This window comes from Pseudomonas sp. MB-090624, from assembly GCF_003205245.1.
Taxonomy (GTDB): Bacteria; Pseudomonadota; Gammaproteobacteria; order Pseudomonadales; family Pseudomonadaceae; genus Aquipseudomonas; species Aquipseudomonas juntendi.
This window is the reverse complement of sequence record NZ_QJRK01000026.1, coordinates 61,627-76,709: the sequence shown is the minus strand read 5'-3', so window position 1 is coordinate 76,709 and position 15,083 is coordinate 61,627. Positions and strand designations below refer to the sequence as shown.

Below are 15,083 nucleotides of genomic sequence, written 5' to 3'. Positions count from 1 at the left end.
TTGCAGCCCTTCGCGGGCACGCCCGCTCCCACACGTTAGGCGCTGAACTCAAGAAATGCGCGATCCCCTGTGGGAGCGGGCGTGCCCGCGAAGGGTCGCGCTGAAAGCCCGACTTTAGAAGCTACCTTTGAGCGGGTATTCGATGATCAGGTAGAGGCGGTCGATGTCATCGCCGCCCTGGGCCTGATTGGCACGGTGGCTGACGTGGGAGAACGACAGGCTCAGGTCCTTGGCGGCACCGGACTGCACCACGTATTTCAGGTCTATGTCGCGCTCCCAGTGCTTGCCGCCGTTGCCGTACTGGTTCACATAAGCCCCATTTGCCGGGGCATGGCTGCCATTGATGTTGCGGCCACTGACGTAACGGCCCATCAGGCTCAGGCCGGGCACGCCCAGGGTGGCGAAGTCGAGGTCGTAGCGCAGTTGCCACGAGCGCTCGCCAGGGCCGTTGAAGTCGGTGTACTTGATCGAATTGGCCAGGTAGATGGAGTCGCCACCGACGAAGTCGAACGGAGTGTCGCCCTCGACCTTCTGATAGGCCAGGCTCAGCGCCTGGGCACCGAAACGGTACTTGGTCAGCAGGCTGTAGGCGAGCGTGTCGATCGCACCGGCGCTGGCGCTACCGGTGTCACGGGTGTGGTAAAGGTTGCCGTCCAGGCGCCAGTTGCCTTCGGTCAGGTTCAGGTTGAGGTAGGCCTGGCGCCAGGTGTCTTGCAACTGCCCGGCATATAACGCGCCGCCGAACGGGCCAGAGGGCGCGAAGCTGGCGCCTGCCAGGCTGATGGCGCGGTTGTGGGTGGTGGCGCCGTAGCCGCTGAAGTCGTCGTGGGTCGAGCTGTTGTCCTGGTTGTTGAAGGCGGTGAAGCGCCCGGCCTGCAGGCGCCAGTCGGGTAGGTCATTGTTCTCGACCAACCAGCCGGTGGCGTATTCGGGGTGCAGGCGTTTGTCGCCGGTGTCGAACACCGGGGTTTCAACCATCATTTCCCCGTAGCGCAGCTGGGTGTTGCCCAGGCGCAGCTTGAGCGCGGCGCCGGCGCTGGAGTAGTCGGACTCGGCGCGGCCATCGCTGTCGCGTGGCAGCAGGCCGGTGCCGGCGTGGCCGCGACCGCCGTCGAGCTTGAAACCGAGAAAGCCATGGGCGTCGATACCGACGCCAAGCGTGCCTTCGGTGAAGCCCGAGCGGACCTCGCCGATGAAGCCCTGGGCCCATTCCTGGCGGTAGTTCTGGCCACTGCCGGAAGGTGAGCGAAAGTCGCTGTGCAGGAAGTAATTGCGGCTGAGCAGCGACCAGCCGGGTTCAGCGGCCTGGCTGAGTGCCGGGCACAGGGCGAGGGTGGCGAGCAGGGCGCGGCCTGGTCCGTGGGTGGCGCGGATCATGGGGGGCTCCGGCGGATGATCCGGGAGTGTGGGTGAAGGATAGGCCAGGGGTCTTGTAAGGGTGTGCTGGGCCCTGTGCGGTACCTGTGGGAGCGGGCATGCCCGCGAAGAAGCCAGCTCAGGACTCAAGCCATGTCGCTGACCGCAAACTCTTCGGCCAAGTGATCAATCAACGCCCGTACCGAAGGCAGCAACCCACGCCGCGACGGGAATATGGCATGCACGATGCCACAGCGCGGGTGCCAGTCCGGAATCAGCTCCACCAGCCGCCCCGCCGCCAGGTCCTCGCGCACGGCCACCCTTGGCAAGTGCGCAATGCCGACCCCGGCCACCACGAAATGGCGCAAGGCAAACAGGTCGTCGGTGACCATGCGTGGTTTGTGCGGGATGACGATGCTGCGGCTGCTGTCTTCACCCCGAAACAGCTCCCACTGGTACTCGCGCTGGGCGCTACCCCAGTGCAGGCTGGGCAGCGTGCTGAGCAACTGCGGGTCGAAACCTTGGGGCAACTGCTCCAGGTACTGAGGTTGGCCGACCAGGCACTGGGTGCTGTTGCTTAGCACCTTCATCACCATGTCGGTGTTTTCCAACGGTGGAAAGCGCACCCGCAAAGCGATGTCGAAGCCCTCGTGCAGCAGGTCGACGCGGCGGTTGGTACTTTCGATGAACAGCTCCACCTGCGGGTACTTGAGCATGTAGCGGGTCAGCATCGGCCCGACCCAGGAATTGAGCAGGGTGGTCGGGCAACTGATGCGCACCAGCCCGCGCGGTTCGCTGCGGTTGCGCTCGATGATCTCCGCCGCACCCTCGGCCTCCACGCGCATGGCCAGGCAGCGGTTGTAGTAGGCCTGGCCGATCTCGGTGAGCGAGCAATGGCGGCTGGTGCGGTGCAGCAGGCGCACGCCCAGGCGCTCCTCCAGGTCGGCGATGCGCCGGCTGAGCTTCGACTTGGGCATGTCCAGCGCCCGGCCTGCCGGGGCGAAACCACCGTGCTCGACTACTTGGGTGAAGTAGTAGAGGGAGTTGAGGTCTTCCAATGATCGGTCTCCGGGTTTTGGCTTGCCGGCAGCCCCTACACAGCCATCGTTCACGAAACGGAACGCTAAAGCCAGATTCTGCTGACTACCGCCGCAAAGGTGATGATTTTAATCTGTGTCCATCAACGCGAAACACCCCGAACAGCTGAAAAATTCATAAACCTTTGGAGCACAGACCATGAGCAAATTCACCTACAACCGCCTGAACAAAGACGACGCCGCTGTACTGCTGGTAGACCACCAGGCTGGCCTGCTGTCGCTGGTGCGTGACATCGAGCCGGACAAGTTCAAGAACAACGTGCTGGCGCTGGCCGACCTGGCGAAGTTCTTCAACCTGCCGACCATCCTCACCACCAGCTTCGAGCAAGGCCCCAACGGCCCGCTGGTACCGGAGCTGAAGGAGCTGTTCCCGGACGCGCCGTACATCGCTCGCCCCGGCCAGATCAACGCCTGGGACAACGAAGACTTCGTCAAGGCGGTGAAGGCGACTGGCAAGAAGCAGCTGATCATTGCGGGTGTGGTGACCGAGGTGTGCGTGGCGTTCCCGGCGCTGTCGGCGCTGGAAGAGGCATTTGACGTGTTCGTGGTGACTGATGCTTCCGGCACCTTCAACGAAATGACCCGCGATGCGGCGCATGACCGCATGAGCCAGGCCGGTGCGCAGATGATGACCTGGTTTGGCGTGGCCTGTGAGCTGCACCGTGACTGGCGCAATGATGTGGAAGGGCTGGCGGCGCTGTGCTCCAACCACATTCCGGATTATCGGAACCTGATGACCAGCTATAACGCGTTGACTGCAGGGAAGTAACACCAAGTAACCTGATGGTTGAGTTCCACTAAGAGCGATCGTTGACTTGATACAAGAGTGTTGATAGCGTTTCAGTTGAGCGCGAAACCAGCTGCCATTCAGCGGCAACAGCTGGCGTAGGAACCCCGTCGATGGCTGAATCATCAGCGTCGGGTGAGACCTCCACACCCCGGCTTGAGGGTGTGTATATGAATATCAAGCATGCTTACAGGGCCACTGGTGACAGTGGCCCTTTTCTTTGCTCGGTAGCAATGTATACCGCTTATAGAGCAGCTTCCCGTGGCGATGCTTGTTCAGAGATTTTGCATCGCACTGCATGAAATTCCACAGCATTTTGCCTTTGTCGAGTGTCACAATCACAAGCATCTGCCGCTTGGTCTCGTAGACGCCTATAAAAGCCAGCCTGTTGGTGCCATTGGTGTATGCCACCTGCCACACCTCAAATGGTCCGATCAGGGTATCGAGGGCGACTTTGACATAGCGCTCCCGGGCATCCTGTCGCTTCTCGACGATGTGATGGATGCAGCTACGCTGAATCAGGATGTCACCCATCGGGCTCCTGATGACTACCCGGCTGGCATCTTTTGTCCCTAAGCCCAAGTGTTGCGCAGCAAGTTCGACTGCGGCGTCATGTGACTCGGCAGCTGCTAGTAATTCGATAGCCTGGGCGCGTAGTTCGCGCGCAAGCGTTTTGAGGTCGGGCAGCTTTTCGTCAACCCAATTCTTCTGGCGCTTGCTCTCGGCGACTTTCGCGGTTGGGTGGTTGGGGCTCAATGAGATACCTGGCTGCGATAGGTGCCGCTGACGCGGTGACGGCGAAGTGAGCCTAGAGAGAAGGGTTGCGGCGAACAATCAGACGCGGGGTGACGCGCCGTGTAGGGTGTTTCCTATATTGAGGCTGAGCAGGCCAGGCACCTCGGCCTGCTCATGGCGGCTGTGATGCCCTTCAACTTGCGGGCTGCGACTCGATACCCTCCAGCAATGCTTTCAACCAACCCTCCTGCCATTTCAACTGCATCCAGGTTGCCCCAGAACAGGCTCTTGCCGGTTTCGCCCAGGTGTTCCAGGGCTTTGTAGCCACAGCCGTGAGCGCCCGCAGGTACCGGCCCTTTCGCGGGCTCGCCCGCTCCCACAGGTGTCGCGCAAGCTTCAAACCCAGTGCAGAACCTGTGGGAGCGGGCATGCCCGCGAAGAGGCCGGCACCGGCAATCTCAATTCACTGACTGCATTCAGGTTGCACCAGAACAGGCTCTTGCCGGTTTCGCCCAGGTGTTCCAAGGCTTTGTAGCCACAGCCGTAAGCGCCCCGCGGGTACTGGGCGACATGCACCAGGGCGTTACGGTGAACGAGTGTGGGTGGCCAGCATCGCAGCGGTTGAAGGCGCGTTGGGCTGTGTCGGGCTGAACTGTAACGACCCATTTCCCCGCAGAAGGCCGAAGTTGTACGCGGGGTGGAAAACCGGTGGGCAGGCAAGCCGGTTGGCCAAACGGCTACACGCGCACAACTGCCATTACGGCAGCCCTTTATCACGTCCGGGTTTCCATACCCGATCGCTGAACCGACAGCGACCCGGTGATCGTCAGGAGACAGGATGAGGGCGTTCAGAGCCCCCAGATTGGCGAGTGCCCCACACCGCTTTGGGCAATTTCTGACAGTGAAAAAGGATGGCATGACGGCGCCATTGAGGAACGTCGAGAGCAAACTGGGCAACTCGGAAATCCTTCAGGAGTAACCCCATGTTCCGCTCCACTGCCAGCTTGAAAGGTGTAAGGCATGACCTTACACTAACCTTTCAATGATCAGAAGTTTCAGGCACAAGGGCCTGAGGCTGCTCCATCAGCAACGTGACACATCTGGGGTGCGTGCGGATCATGTCAATCGCTTGCGGCGTTTGCTTGCTTCCCTTGACGTAGCAAAAACGGCTTCAGATATGAATCGCCCTGGTTATCGTCTTCATCCCCTGCATGGAAAGCTGGAAAGCTTTTGGGCGGTGAATGTTTCGGGTAACTGGCGCCTCGTGTTTCGCTTCATTGGTACCGATGTGGAGCTTGTTGACTATCTCGATTACCACTAAGGAGGCCTCAGCCATGCCTATGTTTGATCCTCCCCATCCCGGGGAGTCATTGCGAGAGGATGTGTTGCCCGCAATTGGAATGAACGTCTCTGAGTTAGCTCGTCACCTGGGCTACTCACGGGGGCAATTGTCCACGGTGCTCAATGGGCGTGCCGCAATATCTGCCGATCTTGCTTATCGACTTGAATTGGCTGGCCTCGGTCCTGCCCGGCAGTACCTTGCCGAACAGGCGGCCTACGATCTTTGGCAAGCGGCCCACCGTGAGCATCCTAAGATAGAGCGGTTGATATTTGCCTGATTGTTCAGTCCGCATCCGAATCAAACAACCGCTCCAACTCAACCCGCGCCTCCTTGGCCGTTTGCATCACCTTGGCCCGGTCATCGCGGACCTGCCCCTGGGCCACCAGCACTTCTTCGTCATGCTGGGTGAACCGTGCAATCCGGTCCGCCGCCTGCTCATCGCTCAAACCCAGCCCCACCAGCGCGCGGCGGGTCATTTCCAGGCTGGAATAGAACGTCTCGCGGATTGGCTCGGCACCGACATCCGCCAACTTGTGCACATGCTGGCGGTTGCGCGCACGGGCCAGCACTTTCAGGTGCGGGTACAGGCGCTTCACCCGCTCGGCTGTGTGAATGGCAGCTTCAGGGTCATCGATGGTGATGATGAAGTACTCCGCTTCACCCACCTTGGCGGCATGCAGCACTTCCGGGCGCAGCGGGTCGCCGTAGAACACCGGCACCTGCTCGAACATTCGGGTCATCTCGATGGCATCGACCGAGGTTTCCAGGGCAATGAACGGGATCTTCTGCGCGCGCAGGATGCGTGCAACGATCTGCCCCATACGCCCCATGCCGACGATTACCGCCCGAGGCGTATCCGTCTGTATCTGCTTGTATTGCTCAGGCACTTCACGCGCAGGTTGCGGCCGCTTGAGGGCGCGGGCGCAGGCAATCATCAGCAGCGGGGTAATGGCCATCGACAGGGTGATGGTCATCAGCAGCAGGTCGTAGGTCTGGGTGTCGAACAGGCCCTGGTCCTTGCCCAGCTTGAACACCACGAACGCGAACTCGCCGCCGGCCGCCAGCACCATGCCCAGGCGTAGCGCGCTGGCGCCGCTCAGGCCACCGGCCAGGCGGCCAACGCCAACCAGCAGCACCAGCTTCACTGCCACCAGCAGCAGGGTCAGGCCCAGCACCACCAGCGGCATTTCCAGCAGCAGCCGCAGGTTGGCACCCATGCCGACACTGATGAAGAACAACCCCAGCAGCAGGCCCTTGAAAGGCTCGATCTGAGATTCCAGCTCGTGGCGGTACTCCGAGTCCGCCAGCAACAAGCCGGCGAGGAAGGCACCCAGCGCCATGGAAATGCCGGCTTCCTCCATCAACCAGGCGGTACCAATCACCACCAGCAGCGCAGTGGCGGTAGACACCTCTGGCAGGCCGGTGCGGGCCACCGTGCGGAACACCGGGCGCAGCAGGTAGCGGCCGCCGACGATCACCACGGCGATGCTGGCGAAGATCTGCAAGCCGTGTTGCAGGCTGTCGCCGTGGCTGGTGTCCGGCCCGCCGGCGGCCAGCAGCGGCACCAGGGCGATCAGCGGTATGGCGGCGATGTCCTGGAACAGCAGGATGGCGAAGGCCAGGCGGCCGTGCGGGGCATTGAGTTGCTTGCTTTCGGCCAGGCTTTGCAGGCCGAGGGCGGTGGATGACAGCGCCAAGCCAAGGCCGAGCACGATGGCCGCAGGTAGCGCCTGACCGAAACCGAACAGGGCAATGGCGCCGATCAGCACGCCAGTCAGCACCACTTGGGCGGTACCGACCCCGAACACTGCCTTGCGCATCAGCCACAGGCGTTTGGGGGACAATTCCAGGCCGATGATGAACAACAGCAGCACTACGCCCAGCTCGGAAATGTGCGCCACGCTTTCGGTATCGCGGATCAAACCCAATGCCTGCGGGCCAATGACCACACCGGCCAGCAGGTAGCCAAGCACGGCACCCAGTTGCAGGCGCTTGGCCAAGGGCACGGCAAGGACAGCGGCGAGCAGAAAGATCACCGCGGTTTGTAGAAGGCTGCCTTCATGTGGCATGGGCTCGTACTCCATGAGCTGCCGGGGCAGCGTTCGAACGGGTTGGCGGACAATTCTGAGGGCCGGGGGTGGTGTTAGACAATCCGCCATCGGGGAGAAAGATTGTCCTGAAAAATGAGACAACCTGTGCAGCCCTGTGGGCGCGGGTTTCCCCGCGAAGCGGCCCGTACAGGAAACACACTGACTCAGGCCCCACCAAACTGTGCCCGATACTGCGCCGGCGTCATGCCAATCCGTTCGCAGAACACCTTGCGCATGTGCCGGTCACTGCCAAACCCGCACTGCGCCGCCACCACCTTCAATGGCAGGTCGCCGCATTCGAGCAACTGGCGGGCGCGGTCGATGCGCGCATTTTGCAGGTATTGCAGTGGCGTAATCCCCACCTCGCGCTGAAACGTGCGGGCAAAGTTGCGCCCGCTCATGGCCACCAGGTCGGCCATTTTCTGCACGGTGAAGGCCTGCTCGATATGATCGACGATGTATGCCTGCACCCTCGCCACTGGCGAGTCGTCGCGTGGCACTGCCGCCAGCAGCGGCCCATACGGCGTTTGCCCTCCTTGCCGGTGGCGCGCCACCAGCAGCACCTTAGCCACTTCCAGGGCCAGTGCCTTGCCGTGGTCTTCGGCGATAACTGCCAGTGCCAGGTCAATGCCCGCCGTGATGCCGCCAGACGTGATCAGGCAGCGATCGATGACATAGATCTGCTCGGTTTCTACCTTGGCCGCGGGAAACGCCTGCGCCAGGCGCTCCACGTAGTTCCAGTGGGTGGTGCAACGGTAGCCGTCCAGCAGCCCGGCCCGGCCCAGCAAAAATACCCCGGTACAAATCGCCCCGAACCGCTTGGCACTGCGCACGGCCTGGGGTAGCCAGCGCTCGAGCACTGGCAGCGCGATGTCGTACGCGCCAGGGCCACCCGGCACCAGCAGCAGATCCACCACGGCAGGCAGGTCTTCCAGGCGTAGGTCGGCCACCACCTTCAGCCCGCACGAGCCACGCACCGCCGCCTGCCCCTCGGCCAGGGTGAGCAACTGGTAGCGCCGCTCGGCCGGCAGGAAACGGTTGGCGATGGCGAATGCATCCATAGGCCCTGTCACGTCCAGCAACAGCACATCGTTGAACAGCACCATGGCTACGGTGCGGTGGGCGGTTTTTTCCTGCATTGCTTTTCTACCTTGAATACTGGGTGCGGCTGACGGCCTGTAACTGAATATGAAACGCATCTTATGGTAGCGGCAAACCCGCCAGGGCCAGCACCGCACAATTAAGAACAATTCAGCTTTGGCTCAGGACTTTGTCATGTGCCGGGGGTGAGACTTTCCCTACTGAACAGGAGAGTCGCCATGCACGACGGGACGCCTCAAATGCCGCTGCAACCCCCTGGGGCCCTGACGCCTGCGCGGTTGCGCCTGGCCAAGGAACTGATGCTGCGCAGCTCGCTGTCGATCATCGAGATCGCCGGCTTGTGCAACCTCACACGCAGCCATTTCTCCCGAGCTTTCAAGGTCAATACCGGGCTTTCGCCCCAGGCCTGGCGCCTGCTGGCACGCATGGAAAAGGCCAAGCGCCTGCTTGCCACCGAGGCGCCCATTACCCACGTGAGCCTGGAATGCGGGTTCTGCGACCAAGCCCACTTCACCCGTGCCTTCAGCCGCCTGGTCGGCCAGCCGCCGAATGCGTGGCGCCAGGCCCAGGCCTATTCTTAAGCCGGAGCTATTCACTGGTATAGCCCCCTGCGGGTAGTACCGCGCCGCTTTTCCAACCGAGGAGTCACCCCCCATGAGCCAACCCGATTACAAGCGCCTGAACAAAGACGACGCCGTGGTACTGCTGGTGGACCACCAGACCGGCCTGATCTCGCTGGTGCAGGACTTCGCCCCCAACGAGTTCAAGAACAACGTGCTGGCCCTGGGTGACCTGGCCAAGTTCTTCGGTCTGCCGACCATCCTCACCACCAGTTTCGAGCAAGGCCCGAACGGCCCGCTGGTGCCGGAGCTCAAGGCCATGTTCCCGGACGCGCCCTACATTGCCCGCCCAGGCCAGATCAATGCCTGGGACAACGAGGATTTCGTCAAGGCGATCAAGGCGACCGGGCGCAAGCAATTGATCATTGCCGGCGTGGTCACCGACGTGTGCGTGGCCTTCCCGACCCTGTCGGCGCTGGCGGAAGGTTTCGAGGTGTTCGTGGTCACCGATGCCTCGGGCACCTTCAACCCAACCGTGCAGCAGGCAGCGTGGGTGCGCATGACCCAGGCGGGCGCGCAGATGATGAACTGGTTCTCGGTGGCCTGTGAGCTGCACCGCGACTGGCGCAACGACATCGAAGGGCTGGGCAACCTGCTGTCGCAGCGCATACCCAACTATCGCAACCTGATGAACAGCTATGCGGCGCTGACGTCGCGCTGATTCAGCCCTGAACCGGCCTTGCAGCGGGTACACCCGTTCCTGCAGCGTGGTATGCGCAGGTGCGGGGTGCACCGTGAACAGGCCGGCACAGGCTAGCGGTCACTGACCGGCAGGGTGAAGCGAATCCGGCAGCCGCCCAGCTCCGACACCAGCGCCTGCAACTGGCCGCCGTGGGCCTGCACCACCGAATTGCAGATCGCCAGCCCCATGCCCATGCCGCTGCCCTTGGTGGTGTAGAACGCATCGAACACGCGCTCGCGTTCTTCAACCGCAATGCCCGGCCCGTTGTCGTCCACACAGATCTCTACCTGCCCCGCAACTACCGCCGAGGCAATGCGCAGCACGCCATCGGCACGGTACCCCGCCAGCGCCTCCAGGCCATTGGTGATCAGGTTGAACATCAGCTGTTGCAACTGCACCGGGTCGGCCACTACGCTGACCCCCGCGTGCAAGTGGGTTTGCACCTGCACTGCGCCCTTGGCGGCATCGGTCGAGGTCAGGCGCACCACCTCGCGGATCACCGCGTCCAGCTTCACCGCCTGGCGCTGCAGCGGTGCCTGCTTGGCCAGCGAGCGCAACGCCCGCAGTATGTTGGCAGCACGCTCGCTGTCGTTGCGGATGTCCTCCAGCCCGGCCATCGCTTCTTCCAGGTCGGGCTTTGCACGCTTCAGCCAGCGCAGGCTGGCGGCGGCATTGGCAGCGATACCCAGCAACGGCTGGCTGATCTCGTGGGCAATCGAGGCCGACAGTTCGTTCATGACTTGCAGGTGGGCAGTGCGCGCAAGCTCGGCGCGAGAATGACGCCGCTCCGCCTCTATCTGCGCCCGGCTCTGGTTGTCTTCGGCCAGGCGTGTGTAGAACTTGGCCGTTTGCAGTGACACCGCGGCCTGCGCCGCCAGGATCTCCAGCATGGCCAGGCGCTGGCTGCCGAACAGGCCGGGTACCAGGCGGTTTTCCAGGTACACCAGGCCGATCAGCACCCCCTGGATCACCAGGGGCAGGCACAGTACCGAGCGGGCGCCACGTGCCTGCAGGTCCTGGCGAAAGGCTTCGGGGCAATCGCTTTGGGCATCGCTGAGCACCAGCGGCTTGCGCGTACGCATGGTGGTGTTGATGACCGACAACGGCGCCTGGGTCATGAATTTCTGGCAATTGTCCATGTTCACGTGCAGGCCGGCATCGTCGATGTAGGCGAGGGCGGCCATCTGGAATTCGGCACCGCTGACGATCAGCAGCGCACCGTGGTCGGCGCCGGAGTGCTCGGTCAGGTGGCCCATCAGGGTTTCGATCAGGCCTTCCAGCAGCACCTCCTCGGACAGCGCTCGCGCCGCTTCGATACCGGCCTCGAGGTCCAGCCTGGCCTGCTGCGTGGCACGCTGGGTTTCCTGGATCGGCTGGGTGCGCAGGAACGGATGCAGGGTCTCGAGTTGCTGCACCTTGCCGGTTGCTCCCCAGATGTGGAAACAATCGCGAGCGACGCGCAGGTGCAGGTTGGCACCGGAAATCAGGCCGCTGGGGATGCACACCTCCGCCAGTTGCTCATGGGCCAGCGCCTGTTCGTGGATGAAGCCGGCAGCGGTGGCGGCGATCTGCGCCTGGTCGAAGCAACGAATGGCGGCCAGCCCGTCGCCCTCCAGCTTGGCGATCACCCCTTCGATCAGCAGCAATTTGTTGCGGAACGTGGCCGGGTTGAAGCCTGCCCAGTGAGCGAAGCGCTCACGCAATGCCTGTAGTGCGTGCAGCTTGTCGGCAAGGCTGCCGGGGGCCTCCGGGCTGCCCAGGAGCAAGCCACGGAACAGGTGATAGTCGGTCAGGTTGATGTGGGCCGGCGCGGCCCAGGCGTAGTCGCCGGCCCGCGCCAGGTTGGCCATGGCCTGCGTATGGTTGCCCAGGTAGAAGGCGCTCATGCCGGCGAACAGGTACTCGAAGAACCGTGTAATGGGCGAGTTCGAGGGGGCGGTTGCGGTCGTGCCGGTGGTGCCGCTGAGGGCGGCGACGAACGCTTGCTGGGCCAGCAGGGTCTGCGCCACCTCCAGGTAGCCATGCCGGCGCGCGGTGGCCAGGCCCTGGGCGACTTCCTCGGCCACTTCCGGCAGGTAGCGGCCCATGATCAGCGAATCGGAAACCAAGTGGTTGCAGGCATGGCAGCTCATGGCCAGGTCGCCGCTCAGGTGCGCCGAATCGACGGCCTCCAGGGCGGTGCGGCGGGCCAGCTCCATGGGCGATGTCCAGGCACTGAGCTGGTCCAGAGCGAGCAGCGCGCTGCTCAGGTCGGCCTCCAGGCCGTGGCGCTCGATCAGCTTGAGCGCTGCCAGGCAGCAGCTATGGCCATCGTGATAGGCACCAAAACGCTCGGCGCACATCACCCCGTACCAGGCCAGGCCGTAGGTGCTCCCTGGCGCCACGCCATGCAGCAACGCCAGCTCCGTGAGCTTGGCCAGGTGCAGGAAACACAGGTCGTCCTGCACCAGGAAGGATGACGACAGGGTCGCCAGCAAACCCACTGCCAGTGCGACCTCTTGCGAGTCGGTGCGTGGCAGCGACTCCAGGCAGTGAAGGCCTTTCTGCTCGATCAGGCTTTGCACACGGGCATGGCTGGCTTGCACCTGGTGTGGGTCAAGGCCTGGCGCGAGTTCGATACCCAGCATCCGCAGGCCGCCAAGCGCGCTGGCGATGGCAGCCTGGCAGTTACCCTGCAAGGTCTCCAGGCGTGCCTGCAACTGGCACACCCTGGCCCGCTCCAGCGTCGAGCCGGCACGCTGGCGGCATTCAGCCAGGCGGGCCTGGGCGGCGACCGTGCGCGACAGTTGCAAGTCGCACTCCGTTGCCATGCTGGCAATGGCAAAGCCAAGCGTGGCGCGGCTTTCCAGCGTACTGCAGGCTTCGAGCAGCTGTTGTGCCGTGTGCAGGTAGCCAGCGGCCTGCTCATAGGCGCGGCTGTCACGCGCCCGCTGTGCCGCCTCGTACGTGAGCTGCAGGAAGGTTGCGCAGTCATTTGCGGCAAACCCGCACGGGCTGGCGCGTTGCAGCTGATGGGCAATCTCGAACAGCAGCGCCTGCAGGCGGTCTGGCCAAGCCCCGAGCATGGCCAGGGCAATGCGCGCATGCAGCGCTTCGCGCTCGTGCCCTGGCGTGAGTTGATACGCCGCTTCCTGCACGCGGTCATGCACGAAGCCCAGGCCGCTCTGGCTTGACAGCAGGAAGCCCGCGGCAATCAGGGCCTGCACCGCAGTGCCTGGCGCCCGCCCCAGTACCCGCTGCAATACGCCATTGTCGCAGCGGCTGCCTGCGGCGCTGGCGATGCGCAGTACGTCGCGCTGTGGCGCGGGCAGGCGCGCCAGGCGGTGGATCATCAGCTCGGCGACATTGTCGGCGTAACGGTGACGGGCCACGGCCTGTGGGCACCACGACCAACGCATGGCCTGGGTATCGAAGAAGAACAACTGGTCTTCGACCATGGCGCGCAGGATCTGGTGGATGAAGAACGGGTTGCCTGCGGTCTTCTCATGTACCTGTGCAGCCAGTGCCAAGGCGGCTTCAGCATCCACGTGGTAGCGCTCGGCGATCAACTCGGCCACCGCGCCAACGGCCAGCGGGCGCAGGTTCAGGGTGGTGCTGCGCAGTGAGTGGGGGACGCTGGCCGGGCCTTGGGTAGTGCCGGTGTCGCTGCGTTGGGCAAAGATCAGCAGCAGGTTGCCGGGCGCGTTTGCCAGCAGTTGCGCCAAGAGCTGGCGCGAGGCGTCATCGACCCACTGGATGTCGTCGATGAACAGCACCAGTGGCAGGCCGGGGCGGCTGAATACTGCAAGGAATTCGACCACGGCCCGCAGCTCCTTCTGCAGCGCCATGGGGGTAAGTTTGCCTGGCAGTGGCGGCAACGCGCCGAGCACTAGCTGCAGGTCTGGCGCCAGCTTGCCCAGCAGCCGGCCGTGGCCTTGGATGCGGCGCAGGATGTCGTGGCGCAGGGCGTCGAGTTCGTGGCCGTCCTTGGCCAGCAACTGGGTGGTCAGGGCGCCGAGGATTTCCACCCAGGGCGCGTAGGGCGCAGCCTGGGACACGCTGTTGCACTTGCCGAGCGCCCAGTACCCTTGAGCATTGGCCTTGAGTGCAGCGGCCACCAGGCTCGACTTGCCCATGCCTGCGGCGCCTTGAATATGCAGCACTTGCGGCGTGCTGTCGCGGCGCAACCCCTTGAGCAGCAGCGCAATGGCCTGCTGTTCGGCATCGCGGCCATAAAGGCGGCTGCCATGGGCGGCGACCGGGTCGGCGCAACCTGGTTCAAAGGCCGCCATGTGTTTGCTGGCAGCCCATTGCCGGTGGCAGTAGCCCAGGTCCACGGCCAGGGCGTGTGCGCTCTGGTAGCGTGCGTCCGGTTCCTTGGCCAGGGCCTTGGCCAGCACGCTGCTCAGCGGCTGCGGCACGCGGTTGTCGACTTCGCAGGCGGTCTTGGGTTGTACCCCCGCATGCAGCTGACGCCAGTGCTGGGTATCGCGCCCGGTCAGTGGCAATTCACCGAGCAGTAGTTGGTACAGGATCGCCCCCAGGGCATAGATGTCACTGCGCAGGTCGTTGTTGCTGCCGTGCGGGCAGACTTGCTCGGGCGCCAGGTAGGTCCAGTTGCCGAGCGGCATGCCTTGCTCGCCGAGCGGATGCGCAGGTGTTGCACGGAACCCGCCCAGCCGCACCTGCTAGTTGTCCTGCACATGCACGTGGGCTGGCTGCAGGGCGCCGTGCAGTACATTGCTTTGGTGGGCCTGGGCCAAGGCAGTGGCGGCGTTCAGCGCAATCTCCAGGAACGGCTCCAGCGCCAGCCGGCCTTCGCTGAGCAGGTCGGCGATGGACTGACCGGCCGGGTACACCAGCAGTGGGCCTTCGGGGGAACGCACGAACGCGCACGGCACCACTGCCCACTGTGGGTCCAGTTTCAGCCGGTAGTCGCGCTCCAGGCGCTGACAGGCGGCGGGCGCTTCGAGCGGTGCGCGCATGGCGAGCCAGGCTTGCCCGCTGGTGGGGTCGCACAGGCGGAAGCAACTGAGCTCGCCATCCTGGCCCAACGCTGTGATGTCGCAGTTGTTGAGCCAGCTTTCGTCGACTGTCTGGTCGTAATCGATGGGCCTGTGAGCAAGGCGTTCATCGCGCATGAAACACCCCCCTGCTGGCGACATCCCGAGACGTGAGTATACGCAGCCAGCCCAAGGGGAATGCGGGTTGCAGCCCGCTTGGCAGGAACGGGCACGCTGTTGTCCGTTATCGTCCCCTGGCCTTTTCCGGGCGCTTGTATAGTGCCTTGAACA

The 15,083-nt window shown here is 63.5% G+C and carries 10 protein-coding genes and 2 pseudogenes; 5 read left to right on the top strand and 7 right to left on the bottom strand.

From position 1 onward, the window contains the following. Positions 1-114: 114 nt before the first annotated feature. Both DMX12_RS15995 and DMX12_RS15990 read right to left on the bottom strand, forming a co-directional pair. Positions 115-1,377, bottom strand: coding sequence for an OprD family porin (locus tag DMX12_RS15995; protein WP_110678611.1), 1,263 nt, complete (start codon positions 1,375-1,377; stop codon positions 115-117). A gap of 125 nt (positions 1,378-1,502) precedes the next feature. Then, positions 1,503-2,414 carry a LysR substrate-binding domain-containing protein gene (locus tag DMX12_RS15990; RefSeq protein WP_110678609.1) on the bottom strand — a complete coding sequence of 304 codons (912 nt, stop codon included), beginning with the start codon at positions 2,412-2,414 and terminating at the stop codon, positions 1,503-1,505. Between the two features lie 178 nt (positions 2,415-2,592). On the opposite strand from DMX12_RS15990, the gene ycaC (DMX12_RS15985) reads away from it, so the two are divergent. Beyond that, entirely contained in the window at positions 2,593-3,222 is a 630-nt protein-coding gene (ycaC, locus tag DMX12_RS15985; protein WP_009681627.1) for an isochorismate family cysteine hydrolase YcaC, read from the top strand. 195 nt (positions 3,223-3,417) lie between these two features. On the opposite strand, the gene DMX12_RS29515 is transcribed toward ycaC (DMX12_RS15985), so the two are convergent. Together DMX12_RS29515 and DMX12_RS30345 are read right to left on the bottom strand one after the other, a co-directional pair. Further along, the gene (locus tag DMX12_RS29515; protein WP_161893224.1) at positions 3,418-3,996 is read right to left on the bottom strand and encodes a PBECR2 nuclease fold domain-containing protein; all 579 of its coding nucleotides are present in this window, start codon (positions 3,994-3,996) and stop codon (positions 3,418-3,420) included. Positions 3,997-4,371: 375 nt separating this feature from the next. Then, positions 4,372-4,622, bottom strand: a pseudogene (locus DMX12_RS30345) (hypothetical protein); the annotation flags it as partial. Between the two features lie 395 nt (positions 4,623-5,017). Here DMX12_RS30345 and DMX12_RS15965 point away from each other — a divergent pair. Further along, on the top strand, positions 5,018-5,296 hold the full coding sequence (locus DMX12_RS15965; RefSeq protein WP_009681629.1) for a type II toxin-antitoxin system RelE/ParE family toxin: 279 nt from the start codon (positions 5,018-5,020) through the stop codon (positions 5,294-5,296). 13 nt (positions 5,297-5,309) lie between these two features. Further along, positions 5,310-5,594, top strand: coding sequence for a HigA family addiction module antitoxin (locus DMX12_RS15960; RefSeq protein ID WP_009681630.1), 285 nt, complete (start codon positions 5,310-5,312; stop codon positions 5,592-5,594). Positions 5,595-5,598: 4 nt separating this feature from the next. Here the strand turns inward: DMX12_RS15960 and DMX12_RS15955 are convergent, their stop codons facing one another. Continuing rightward, entirely contained in the window at positions 5,599-7,386 is a 1,788-nt protein-coding gene (locus tag DMX12_RS15955) for a monovalent cation:proton antiporter-2 (CPA2) family protein (protein WP_110678605.1), read from the bottom strand. Between the two features lie 185 nt (positions 7,387-7,571). Further along, the gene (locus tag DMX12_RS15950; protein WP_110678603.1) at positions 7,572-8,546 is read right to left on the bottom strand and encodes a GlxA family transcriptional regulator; all 975 of its coding nucleotides are present in this window, start codon (positions 8,544-8,546) and stop codon (positions 7,572-7,574) included. A gap of 180 nt (positions 8,547-8,726) precedes the next feature. Between DMX12_RS15950 and DMX12_RS15945 the strand changes: the two genes are divergently transcribed. Together DMX12_RS15945 and ycaC (DMX12_RS15940) are read left to right on the top strand one after the other, a co-directional pair. Next, positions 8,727-9,089 (top strand): AraC family transcriptional regulator, encoded by a 363-nt coding sequence (locus DMX12_RS15945; protein ID WP_029887800.1) that lies wholly within the window; start codon positions 8,727-8,729, stop codon positions 9,087-9,089. 73 nt (positions 9,090-9,162) lie between these two features. Beyond that, on the top strand, positions 9,163-9,789 hold the full coding sequence (gene ycaC / locus DMX12_RS15940; RefSeq protein ID WP_009681634.1) for an isochorismate family cysteine hydrolase YcaC: 627 nt from the start codon (positions 9,163-9,165) through the stop codon (positions 9,787-9,789). 92 nt (positions 9,790-9,881) lie between these two features. Here the strand turns inward: ycaC (DMX12_RS15940) and DMX12_RS15935 are convergent. Continuing rightward, positions 9,882-14,930, bottom strand: a pseudogene (locus DMX12_RS15935) (AAA family ATPase). Positions 14,931-15,083 lie beyond the last annotated feature (153 nt).